General features: G+C 60.2%; 12 protein-coding genes. 6 read left to right on the forward strand and 6 right to left on the reverse strand.

Going from position 1 to position 11,618, the window contains the following annotated elements; genetic code table 11:
* The first annotated feature begins 9 nt into the window (after positions 1-9).
* Genes trpC through EOS_RS43195 form a run of 3 tightly spaced genes read left to right on the forward strand, consistent with a single transcriptional unit; the run spans position 10 to position 2,246 of the window.
* Positions 10-795: an indole-3-glycerol phosphate synthase TrpC gene (gene trpC, locus EOS_RS43185; protein WP_047898374.1), complete on the forward strand. Its 786-nt coding sequence runs from the start codon at positions 10-12 to the stop codon at positions 793-795.
* Between the two features lie 21 nt (positions 796-816).
* Positions 817-1,473, forward strand: a complete 657-nt coding sequence (locus EOS_RS43190; protein WP_047898375.1) for a CYTH domain-containing protein — start codon at positions 817-819, stop codon at positions 1,471-1,473.
* Positions 1,470-2,246: a uracil-DNA glycosylase gene (locus tag EOS_RS43195; RefSeq protein WP_047898376.1), complete on the forward strand. Its 777-nt coding sequence runs from the start codon at positions 1,470-1,472 to the stop codon at positions 2,244-2,246. The genes EOS_RS43190 and EOS_RS43195 overlap by 4 nt, the downstream gene beginning before the upstream one ends.
* Positions 2,247-2,339: 93 nt before the next feature.
* Here EOS_RS43195 and EOS_RS43200 read toward each other — a convergent pair whose 3' ends face one another.
* The 4 genes from EOS_RS43200 to EOS_RS43215 all read right to left on the reverse strand — a co-directional run bounded on the left by EOS_RS43200 (position 2,340) and on the right by EOS_RS43215 (position 6,973).
* On the reverse strand, positions 2,340-2,936 hold the full coding sequence (locus EOS_RS43200) for an FMN-dependent NADH-azoreductase (protein WP_047898377.1): 597 nt from the start codon (positions 2,934-2,936) through the stop codon (positions 2,340-2,342).
* 137 nt (positions 2,937-3,073) lie between these two features.
* Entirely contained in the window at positions 3,074-4,873 is a 1,800-nt protein-coding gene (locus tag EOS_RS43205; protein WP_047898378.1) for a M61 family metallopeptidase, read from the reverse strand.
* Positions 4,874-5,032: 159 nt separating this feature from the next.
* Entirely contained in the window at positions 5,033-5,764 is a 732-nt protein-coding gene (locus EOS_RS43210) for a DsbC family protein (RefSeq protein WP_047898379.1), read from the reverse strand.
* A gap of 36 nt (positions 5,765-5,800) precedes the next feature.
* On the reverse strand, positions 5,801-6,973 hold the full coding sequence (locus EOS_RS43215; protein WP_047898380.1) for a UbiH/UbiF family hydroxylase: 1,173 nt from the start codon (positions 6,971-6,973) through the stop codon (positions 5,801-5,803).
* Positions 6,974-7,296: 323 nt separating this feature from the next.
* Between EOS_RS43215 and ychF the strand changes: the two genes are divergently transcribed.
* Positions 7,297-8,391: a redox-regulated ATPase YchF gene (ychF, locus tag EOS_RS43220; protein ID WP_047898381.1), complete on the forward strand. Its 1,095-nt coding sequence runs from the start codon at positions 7,297-7,299 to the stop codon at positions 8,389-8,391.
* Positions 8,392-8,508: 117 nt separating this feature from the next.
* Here ychF and EOS_RS49595 read toward each other — a convergent pair whose 3' ends face one another.
* Positions 8,509-9,141 (reverse strand): hypothetical protein, encoded by a 633-nt coding sequence (locus EOS_RS49595; RefSeq protein ID WP_456151152.1) that lies wholly within the window; start codon positions 9,139-9,141, stop codon positions 8,509-8,511.
* A 71-nt stretch (positions 9,142-9,212) separates the two neighbouring features.
* Positions 9,213-9,419, reverse strand: a complete 207-nt coding sequence (locus EOS_RS48680; RefSeq protein WP_235443150.1) for a hypothetical protein — start codon at positions 9,417-9,419, stop codon at positions 9,213-9,215.
* Between the two features lie 25 nt (positions 9,420-9,444).
* On the opposite strand from EOS_RS48680, the gene EOS_RS43230 reads away from it, so the two are divergent.
* Together EOS_RS43230 and ettA are read left to right on the forward strand one after the other, a co-directional pair.
* Complete coding sequence (locus tag EOS_RS43230; protein ID WP_047898382.1) at positions 9,445-9,735, forward strand: DUF3761 domain-containing protein; 291 nt, start codon at positions 9,445-9,447, stop codon at positions 9,733-9,735.
* 203 nt (positions 9,736-9,938) lie between these two features.
* Positions 9,939-11,606, forward strand: coding sequence for an energy-dependent translational throttle protein EttA (gene ettA / locus EOS_RS43235; protein ID WP_047898383.1), 1,668 nt, complete (start codon positions 9,939-9,941; stop codon positions 11,604-11,606).
* Positions 11,607-11,618: the final 12 nt, after the last annotated feature.

Consider the following 11,618-nt stretch of genomic DNA (forward strand, 5'->3'; position numbering starts at 1 on the left):
GCCCAGGAAATGAGCGATATTCTCGACCGCATCATCACAGTCAAACGCGACGAAATTCGCGTCGCGAAGGAAAGCGTGTCGCTCGAGGAACTGCGTTTGCAGGCAAGCACACGCGACTCGCGCGACTTCGTTGGTGCATTGCGCGCGAAGCACGCCGCGGGGAAGCCCGCGATCATCGCTGAAGTGAAGAAAGCGAGTCCGTCGAAGGGCGTAATACGCGAGAACTTCGTCCCCGCCGACATCGCGAAATCGTACGAGCAAGCGGGCGCCGCGTGTTTGTCGGTGCTGACCGACGTGCAGTTCTTCAAAGGCAGCGTCGCATATCTGGAGGAAGCGCGCGCCGCGTGCAGTCTGCCAGTTCTGCGCAAGGATTTCATCATCGATCCTTATCAGATCCTGGAAGCCCGCGCGATGGGTGCCGACTGCATTTTGCTGATCGCCGCCGTACTCCAGCCTTCGCAAATGCGTGATCTGGAAGCGTTCGCGCACTCGCTCGGTCTGGCTGTGCTTGTAGAGGTTCACGATCGCGATGAACTCGAGCAAGCGCTTACCTTGAAGACACCGCTGATGGGCGTCAACAACCGCAACCTGCGCACGTTCGAAACGTCGATCGAAACGACTATCGGCATGCTGGACATGGTTCCCGAGGATCGTATCGTGGTGACGGAATCGGGCATTCTGAGCCGCGTGGATGTCGACCGGCTGCGCGCGATGGACGTGCAGACTTTCCTGGTCGGCGAAGCGTTCATGCGCGCCGATGACCCCGGTACCGAACTTGCACGAATGTTCTTCTGACGCTGTCGCACGGAGTTTATTTTGAGCATTGAACGCGAGATCAAACTGTCGTTGCCGACGTCGGAACACGGCGAAATTGCGAGAGTCCTGACGCAACGTACCGGTCGGGAAGGCCGCAAGATCCAACTCACCAACGTCTACTTCGACACCCCCGATCGCGCGCTCGCCAAGGCGAAAAGTGCGGTGCGTCTACGTGGCACGCCGGATCAATGGCTGCAAACGTATAAGACGGCGGGTGAAGCCGAGGGTGGCTTGCACAACCGGCACGAGTGGGAAATGCCCGTGGCCGGCGAGGCGCTGGAAATCCCCGCCCTGCTCGAAATCTGCGACGACGAAAATGCCGCCAGCGCGCTCAGCGACGCCGCGCCGGAATTGACCGCCCTGTTCCGTACCGATTTCTCGCGTGTGATCTGGGATATCGACATTGACGGTACGAAGATCGAAGCAGCGCTGGATCTGGGCGAAGTGACGGCTGACGTGGATGGCGAGCGCCGCACCACGCCGATCAGCGAACTCGAACTCGAACTGAAATCCGGCAATGAAGAGGCGCTGAACACCGTCGCTGCGCAAATGCGGCGGGCGTTTCTCTATCTCCAGCCCGAAGACGCCAGTAAGGCGCGCCGGGGTTACGACCTGTGCGAGGCGAAAGTGGCCGGATCCAACGGTGGCGTGAAATGAGTCAGGTGTCCCTGTTCGAAGCTGACGCCCCGAAATCCCAGCAGGCGTTCACCTCGCTGGAAAGCCAGTTCGATGCGTTGCCGGCAGACTGGCGCAAACACCTGAAGTCGTTCATCGACAGCCCGCATTACGCCACGTTGTGCGCATTCGTCGACGCCGAGCGCGCCGCCGGCAAGACCGTGTATCCCGCCGATGTCTTCCGCGCATTGCGCCTCACACATCCCGGCGACGTGAAGGTCGTGATCCTCGGACAAGACCCGTACCACGGCGAAGATCGCGGTGCGCCGCAGGCTCACGGTTTGGCGTTTTCAGTACCCGCACCGGTTCGGCCGCCGCCATCGCTGAAAAACATCTTCAAGGAAATCAACGCCAGCCTCGGTTTTGCCGCGCCCGCTCACGGTTGTCTCGACGCGTGGGCGCAGCAAGGCGTGCTGCTGCTGAACACGTCGCTGACCGTGGAACGCGATAAAGCCGGCAGTCACGCCAAACGCGGCTGGGAGCATTGCACGGACACGTTGATTCACGAACTCGCCCTTCGGCACGAACATCTCGTGTTCATGCTTTGGGGCGCGCATGCGCAGGCGAAACGGGGGTTGATTGCATCGGCGGTAGCGGCCGGAAAAGCACATTGCGTGCTGCAAGCGCCTCACCCCTCACCGCTGTCGGCGCATCGCGGTTTTCTGGGTTGCGGGCACTTTGCATCGGCGAACGCGTATCTGGCACAACACGGGCGATCCGCCATCGATTGGCGTCTACCGGACGTCGCGGCGTGAAGCGCCAAAGCAGAAGCACAAACAAAAACCCGCCGATGTCTCAGACACGGCGGGCTTTTTCAAACCGTCCTACTGCTTGCAAGGCTTAAAAACTCACAGCGCGGCGATCGAGTCGCGTGCGGTAGCCAAGGCGGCGCCGGCGGCGTCCGGGCCCATATTCAGGCCTTCGGCGAAGATGAAGCTGACATCGGTCATGCCGAGGAAGCCCAGGAACGTCTTCAGATACGGCGTTTGCGTGTCGTTCGGCGTGCCGGTGTATTTGCCGCCACGTGCCGACACCACGATCACCTTCTTGCCCGTAACCAGGCCTTCCGGGCCGTTCGCACCGTACTTGAACGTGATACCGGCGCGCGCGATCCAGTCGAAGTACGTCTTCAGTTGCGACGAAATGCCGAAGTTGTACATCGGCGCTGCGATCACGACCACGTCAGCCGCTTGCAGTTCGGCGATGAGCGCTTCGCTCTTGGCGTGAATCGCGTTCTGCTCCGGGTTACGCTGGTCGGCGGGCGTGAAGAACGCGCCGAGGGTAGCGTCGTCCAGATGCGGGAGGTTGTCGGAGAGAAGATTGCGCACGACAAGCTTGGCACCCGGGTGCGCTTGCTGCAGCTTCGCCGACACTTCGTCAGCGAGCAATGTGGATTGGGCGCCTTGCGAGCGGGCTGCGGAATTGATTTGAAGAATGGTCGTCATGATGATTCCTCTGTCCTGGTAAGTTTGAGCACGGATCGCGCTCTGACAGGACGCATTCTTCTTTTTTCCGACGTTGGGAACAAGCTGTGCAATCGTGACGGATTGTTGCAATGGTAGAACAATCCGCGTTTAGCTCCTCAACCTTTCAGCCAGCGTTCGCGCCATTGCTTCGACGGACCGCGGCCATCGGCGGTGGAAAGCACGTAACGCGATACTTCCGGCGGATCAAGTTTGACCTGCGCGACGCGCAACTCGTCGCGCCGAAATGCGTGCACCTCTACCTTCGCGCCCGGCAAATAACGCGAAAGCAGCGTGTCGAGATTCGATCCCGTCACGCGCAAGCCATCGATTGCAACCAGCACGTCCCCCGCCGATAACCCCGCTTTCTGCGCCGCGCTGTTCTCGTGGACGGCCGCGAGCACGCAATCCGCGCCATTTCGAACGCGCGCGCCAAGCGATGGTTTCGCCGCCGTGCCGTTGGTCGCGACGTCAGCCGCGAACGTGATCCCGAAGGGTTCGAACAAGGTCTCGAGCGGCAGATCGCGTGTGCCGTGGACGCCGTCGCGGAACAGCTTTTTCAGGTCGGCGCCGGTGGCTTCGGCGAACAGCGCTTCGACTTCGTGTTCCTCGATACCCCGCGCTTTGCCATGATAAAAATCGCGTCCGTAGCGTTGCCACAAGAGCCGCATGACGTCGTCGAGCGACTTCTTGCCCTCGGTTTGCGCACGGATCGAAAGATCGAAAGCGAGCGCGACAAGGGATCCTTTTTGGTAATAACTGACGATCGCATTCGCCGCGTTTTCGTCCTGCCGATAATATTTGACCCACGCGTCGAACGAGCTTTCCGCCACGGTCTGCTTGAGCCGCCCCGACCCGCGCAACACGCCGCCGAGCGTTTTACCCAGAAGCGAAAAATACTCGCTCGCGCTGATCAGGCCGCTGCGCACAAGCATCAGGTCGTCGTAATACGACGTGAAACCTTCGAACAACCACAACAGCGACGTGTAATTTTCCTGCGATAAATCGTACGGTGCGAACGCGGCCGGTTTGATGCGCTTCACGTTCCACGTATGGAAATACTCGTGGCTGCAAAGACCAAGATACGTCCGATACCCCTCCGTCACGTCCGGGCGTCCGGTCACAGGCAGATCCGCGCGATTGCAGATCAACGCCGTCGATGCCCGATGTTCCAGCCCGCCGTAACCATCGGCTACGGCAACCGTCATGAACACATAACGATCGACCGGCGCCTTCTTCGTACGCGGCTCGAACAACGCAATCTGCGCTTCGCAAACACGCTTGAGGTCGTTTTCCAGCCGATGCATATCGAGCCCGGTCACGCGGCCTGAAATCACGATGTCATGCTTCGAGCCGTGGGCATCGAAGGAACCGAGTGCAAACTCGCCCAGCGTGACCGGATGATCGATCAGCGCGTCGTAGTTCGGCGCTTCATAGGTGCCAAAACCATAGCGCTTCGTGCCGCGCGCCTCGGGCAATGCCGTCGCCACACGCCAGCCTGCGTAGTGCGCGCCAGAAGGCTTTTGGATATCGACTATGCAGGGCGCATCGGCCTGCCCTTCCACCGCCAGAAACACGCTCGTGCCGTTGAAAAAGCCGATGGTGTCATCGAGATGCGCGGCACGCACCGATAAATCCCAGCCATAAACCTCGTAACGCAGCGTGATCGGGCCATCGTGCGGCGCGGTTGCCCAAGCATGTTTGTCGGTTTTATCAATGGCAAGCTTGCGGCCAGCCGCGTTGAACGCCTCCAGCGCCACGATATTGCGGGCAAATTCGCGGATCATGTAGCTGCCCGGAATCCACACCGGCAGCACAAAACGCTGGCCCGACGGATCGGGTTGCGCGACGCTCAACGTCACTTCGAACAGATGCGCCGCGGGATTTTTCGGAACGATGGTGTAACGGATGGCGTTCATGCGTCGAGGTCCTTTGTTCTTATCGCCGGGCGCGGTGGTTGGCCCAAGCTTTTCGCGGTTGAACCGCTCATTGCAGAATCAGGCAAGTGGAAGTTCATAAAAGCGAAAGAGGCGCTTCACGCGCCTCCTTTGTCGTCTGTCGACGAATCGACAGTTAAATCAGCGAACCGCCGACAGTTCCTTCTCCAGCCGATCCGCCGGCACCGCGCCGGGCAGACGGCGTCCGTCCGCGAGGAAAACGGTTGGCGTGCCGGTGACGTTCATCGACTGGCCGAGTTTCAGGTTTTTGTCGATGGCAGTCGTGTCGCAACTGGCCGCAGCCGTGGGCGCCGTATGATCGAGCATCCAGCCTTCCCACGCGGTCGAGCGGTCCTTCGAGCACCAGATCGACTTCGACTTGACAGCCGAATCCGGCGACAAAACCGGGTAGAGGAAAGTGTAGACAGTGACGTTATCGACGGATTTGAGCGTGGTTTCGAGCTGCTTGCAGTACGGGCAGTTCGGATCGGAAAACACCGCGATCTTGCGCGCGCCCGTGCCCTTCACCACCTTCACCGCGTTCTCGAACGGCAGCTTGGCGAAGTCGATCTTGTTCGTTTCCGCGAGACGCGCTTCGGTGAGATTCGTGCGCGTGCGGGTATCGACGAGATCGCCCATGAGCAAGTAGTTGCCCGTGGCGTCCGTGTAGACGATTTGCGCGCCGAGGTTCACTTCATAGAGTCCCGGAACCGGCGACTTCTGCACGCTTTTGATGTCGGCGTCGCCTATGCGCGATTGCAGCGTTGCCTTGATCTTGTCGGTGGTCTGATCGGCTTGTGCCGCGATGCCGATACCAAACACCGCGGCCAGCGTGGCTGCAGTGACCAGAGCGCGGCGAAGAGTGATTTTCATTCGATTGTCCGTCAAGCTGAAGTATGTGGGATGTTCTTAACCAAGCGCCGCCGACACAAGCCAGCGCTTAATGAGCGGCTGTGCACCCACGAGCGCCATGCCCGTGTTGCGCGCTGCGCGAGCGAGCGTGCCGGGCATGGCGAAGAGTTTCTGCAAGCCGTCGCAGGCGAGCGTCAGTTTCTGGATGTCCTCGCGACGCGTGCGTTCGTATCGGCGCAGGAGAACGGGGTCGCCGGCCGTTCGGAACGCTTCCTTACCCGCGAGGGTTTCGGCCAGCGCGGCGACATCGCGCAAACCCAGGTTCATGCCTTGGCCCGCCAGCGGATGAATCAGATGTGCGGCGTCACCGACCAGCGCCACGCGCGGGCCGATCAGCCGGTCCACGGTTTGCAGCGCAAGCGGAAAGCCCTGCGCTGGCGTCACGCATTCGAGCGTGCCGAGCATGTTCTGCGTAGCCTTCTCGACTTCCGCCGCGAGCTGCGCGGGATCGAGTTTGAGAAGGGCATCGGCGTGTTCGGTTCTTGCGGACCACACGAGCGACACGTGATCGCCCGGCAACGGCAATAACGCAATGATCTCGCCATCGCGAAACCATTGATACGCGGTTTCAGCGTGCGGTTTTTCGCACTTGAAGTTCGCCACCACACCCGTCTGCCGATAATCCCGCCGATGCATTTTCGCACCCGTCTGCGCCCGCACCCAGGAATGCGCGCCATCCGCGCCGACCACCAGATCCGCTTCGAGCGTGTCGCCATTTGCGAGCGTGAGATGCGCGGCGGCGTCGTGGATCGTCAGGCCTTGCGCGCGCGAGTCGATCCAGGTGAGATTCGGCTGGAAACGCAGCGCGGCGTCGAGCGATCGTTCGATCAACGACGATTCCACGATCCACGCCAATTGCGGCACTGCGGCCTGGAATGCGGAAAAATGCAACTCGGCGAAGGCATCGCCGAAAACACGCATGTCCAGCACCGGCCCGAGTTTTTCGTGCTCCAGCGCCTGCCAGACGCGCAGCCGTTCCAGCAGTGCCTGCGAGCTCGATGAAAGCGCGTAGATGCGGGAGTCGAAGCTATCGGCGGCAGGCGGCGCAGCGGCGGGCGTTGCGAGCAGCGCCGTGCGCAAGCCGGATTGCGTCAGCGCAAGCGCCGCCGTCTTGCCGACGAGACCGCCGCCGACCACAGCCGCATGAAAATTTCGTGAGTGGAAAGTCATGTGGGCATTATAGCCGCCGGGGTATTTCGCGATTCGATGTGGAATCCGGTGTTTCGGCGAGAGGGCGATGTCTGTAGCCGTGGAGCCTTACCGCTCGCCTCGGCCGCAGCGACGGATAGTGACTTTCACTCCCTGCGCCCCGAGGATCGGCCCTGCCCGGCTCACCCAGCAGACTCAACCTCGGCGGTACAATAGCGGTTTGTCCGGCCCCGCAAGACGTGGCCGCCCGCTGCGCGCGGGTCGCCGGGCCCTTACGCCCGCGACGCGCGAAAACCAGCGTTGACCCACGCGGCGCACGCCGTTTCACCAGTTCGAAGGATTCCATGAGCCTCCAATGCGGCATCGTCGGCTTGCCTAACGTCGGCAAGTCCACACTGTTCAATGCACTGACCAAGGCCGGCATTGCCGCCGAAAACTATCCGTTCTGCACGATCGAGCCGAATGTCGGCGTAGTCGAAGTGCCGGATCCGCGGCTTGCTGCACTTTCCGAGATCGTCAAACCCGAGCGCGTGGTTCCGGCCATTGTCGAATTCGTCGATATCGCGGGCCTCGTGGCGGGCGCCAGCAAGGGCGAAGGCTTGGGCAACAAGTTTCTCGCAAACATCCGCGAAACCGATGCCATCACGCACGTCGTGCGCTGTTTCGAAGACGAAAACGTGATTCACGTCGCGAACAAGATCGACCCGCTGGCGGATATTGAAGTCATCAATACGGAATTGGCGCTGGCGGATTTATCGACAGTGGAGAAGGCTCATCACCGCTATGCGAAGTCCGCCCGGTCGGGCAACGACAAGGAAGCGGCAAAGCTCGTCCCCTTGCTGGAAAAGATCCAGGCGCAACTCGATCAGGCGAAGCCGGTGCGCGGTCTGGACTTGAGCGAAGACGAACTCCTGCTGATCAAGCCGCTGTGCCTGATTACCGCCAAGCCGACCATGTATGTGGCAAACGTGAAGGACGACGGCTTCGAGAACAATCCGTATCTGGACGCGGTGCGCAAGTACGCTGAGACCGAGAAGGCGCCGGTGGTGGCGGTGTGCGCGGCGATCGAAGCGGAAATCGCGGATCTCGACGACGCCGACAAGCACGAGTTTCTCGCCGATATCGGCATGGAAGAGCCGGGTCTGGATCGCGTGATTCGCGCGGGCTACAAGCTGCTTGGATTGCAGACGTATTTCACGGCGGGCGTGAAGGAAGTGCGGGCGTGGACGATTCATATCGGTGACACCGCGCCTCAAGCCGCCGGCGCTATTCACACGGACTTCGAGCGCGGGTTTATTCGCGCCCAGACGATCGCCTTCGATGACTTCGTCGCGTTCAAAGGCGAGCAAGGTGCGAAAGAAGCCGGGAAGATGCGGGCGGAAGGGAAGGAATACGTTGTGCACGACGGCGACGTGATGAATTTCTTGTTTAACGTCTGATGTAATAATTCGTCGTCCGAGCTTGTTATTAAAAGCGGAGTCCTTGATAAAGGAACTCCGCTTTTTTTATCAGGCTCAAGCGCGAGTTGGTCCTGCCGGCCGAGCCCGATACGCCGATCAACGCGCCAACTTTGGACGCCGAACATGAAGACCGAACTGATCTACTCGTTGACCGAGCATTTCGAAGCGCACGCCTAGCAGACCAGTAGCGGTGTCGAGTTCTGGCTTGCCCGCGACCTTCAGCATCTGCTGGGATATGCCAAGTGGGAGAACTTCGTCAAGGTCGTGAACAAAGCCGAGATAGCCTGCGAAACGTCCGGGCACGCGGCTACAGACCATTTTCCTGACGTCAGGAAAATGGTCGACCTGGGCTCGGGCAGCCAGCGTGAAGTCGACGACATCATGCTCACTCGCTATGCCTGCTATCTGGTGGCGCAAAACGGGGACCCGAAGAAGCAAGAGATCGCTTTTGCACAGACCTATTTTGCCGTCCAGACCCGGCGCGCCGAATGGATCGAGTAGCGCCTGCTTGATTCCCAGCGTCTCGCGGCCCGCATGAAACTGACGAACACGGAAAAAAAATTGTCGGAAGTGATCTTTGAACAAACCGGTGGAAACGAGGATTTCGACATGATTCGAAGCAAAGGTGACCATGCACTGTTTGGAAAATCGACCGTTCAGATGAAGTCGCACTGGAAGGTTCCCGCCCAAGCGGCCACTCGCTGATTTCGCCCCCACGATCGTTTTCAAACAAAGGATTTCGCTGCCGAGATCACGATTTTCAACTCACGACAGAACGGGCTTGGAGCGAGGGTGCGATCTCAAAAGAGCACATCAATAACAATCAAGCGGTGCGTAACACACTGCTTGAGCGCGGCATCCGACCAGAAACCTTGCCTGCGGCCGAAGACGTGAAAAAGGTTGCTCGCCGGTTGGCGCTGGAAGATAAAACGCACGCGAAGAACCCCGACGCCCTCGATTCCTGATTGTTGCGAACGGATAGCTGCATCGATAATGCGGCTATCCAAAATGACGAGCGCAGAACAACAACAAATGACAATCCGTTTCCATCGCCGCAGCGCCTCAATCCTCCTCGCCGCCTTTCTCGCGCTCAACTGCACCGCCTCGTTCGCTTACGCCTACTCCACCCCGAACGAATCCGACCTCGATAACCACCAGACCTATCGCAATCACGACGGCGAAACCGTCCACTCCCCTGCGCATTCACGTTCGGGCAAAGCCCCCGACGGCGCCACTGCCCAATGCCGCGATGGCACGTGGAGCTTCAGCCGACATCGCAGCGGCACGTGTTCGCGTCACGGCGGCGTCGCAGCCTGGCGCTAAACGCCAGGTGCTGATGGCACAGCCAACAAACGCCCGGCAGGCCGCCATATTCATCGAAGTACAATGTCGTCACTTCCCGCGCGCTGCGGGAAACGCATCGTCGCGTACTGAATCCAGGGACTTCCCGGCAGGGGGCTTAAAACCCAGAACCCGCCCGGCCGAAGCCCGCTTCGAACCGTCAACCTCAGACAACTGAATCCAAAATGGCCCAATACGTCTTCACCATGAACCGCGTCGGCAAGATCGTTCCGCCGAAACGTCAGATCCTGAAAGACATCTCGCTCTCGTTTTTCCCCGGCGCCAAGATCGGCCTGCTCGGCCTGAACGGTTCCGGCAAGTCGACCCTGATCCGCATCATGGCCGGCGTCGACAAGGAAATCGAAGGCGAAGCCACGCCGATGCCGAACCTGAACATCGGTTATTTGCCTCAAGAACCGCAACTGGATCCGGAGCAAACCGTGCGCGAAGCGGTGGAAGACGGCCTCGGCGAAGTCTTCAGCGCGCAGAAAAAGCTCGATGCCATCTACGCGGCGTACGCGGAACCCGACGCCGACTTCGACGCCCTCGCCGCCGAGCAAGCCAAATACGAAGCCATCCTCGCGACCAGCGACGGCGGCACGCCGGAGCAACAACTCGAAGTCGCCGCCGACGCACTGCGCCTGCCCGCGTGGGACGCAAAAATCGAACACCTGTCGGGCGGCGAAAAGCGCCGTGTGGCGCTGTGCAAGTTGCTGCTGCAAAAACCCGACATGCTGCTGCTCGACGAGCCGACCAACCACTTGGACGCGGAATCGGTGGATTGGCTCGAACAATTCCTCACACGCTATCCGGGCACGGTCGTGGCGGTCACCCACGACCGCTATTTCCTCGATAACGCCGCCGAATGGATTCTCGAACTCGACCGCGGCCACGGCATTCCGTGGAAAGGCAACTACAGCAGCTGGCTCGACCAGAAACAGGATCGGCTGAAGCAGGAAGAATCGACGGAATCGGCGCGGCAGAAGGCGTTGAAGAAAGAACTGGAATGGGTACGCCAGAATCCGAAGGGACGCCAGGCGAAATCGAAGGCGCGGATCGCGCGGTTCGAAGAACTCAACAGCCAGGAATATCAGAAGCGCAATGAAACCCAGGAAATCTTCATCCCTGTCGGCGACCGGCTGGGCAATGAGGTGATCGAGTTCAAGAACGTGAGCAAGGCTTACGGCGACCGGCTCTTGATCGATAACCTGAACATGAAGATTCCGGCGGGCGCGATTGTCGGAATTATTGGGCCGAATGGCGCGGGGAAGTCCACGTTGTTCCGCATGCTGACGGGTAAGGAGCAGCCGGACTCGGGCGAGATCGTCACGGGGCCGACGGTGAAACTGGCGTATGTGGATCAAAGCCGCGATGCGCTCAATGGCAACAAGACCGTGTTCGAAGAAATTTCGGGCGGCGCGGATGTGCTGACCGTGGGCAAGTACGAAACGCCGTCGCGTGCCTATATCGGCCGCTTCAACTTCAAGGGCGGCGATCAGCAGAAGACCGTCGGTGCGTTGTCGGGCGGTGAACGCGGCCGCCTGCATCTCGCGAAGACGCTGATCGAAGGCGGCAACGTGCTGCTGCTGGACGAGCCGTCGAACGACCTGGACGTCGAAACGCTGCGCGCGCTGGAAGACGCGTTGCTGGAATTCGCCGGATCGGTGATGGTAATTTCTCACGATCGCTGGTTCCTCGACCGTATCGCGACGCACATCATCGCGTTCGAAGGCGACTCGCAAGTGACCTTCTTCGACGGCAACTATCAAGAGTACGAAGCCGACAAGCGCAATCGTCTGGGCGAAGAAGCGGCAAAGCCGAAACGCCTGCGCTATAAGCCAATCGTCCGGTAAGCACGGCAAGGG

Source organism: Caballeronia mineralivorans PML1(12) (assembly GCF_001028175.1).
In the GTDB taxonomy this organism is placed as follows: Bacteria; Pseudomonadota; Gammaproteobacteria; order Burkholderiales; family Burkholderiaceae; genus Caballeronia; species Caballeronia mineralivorans.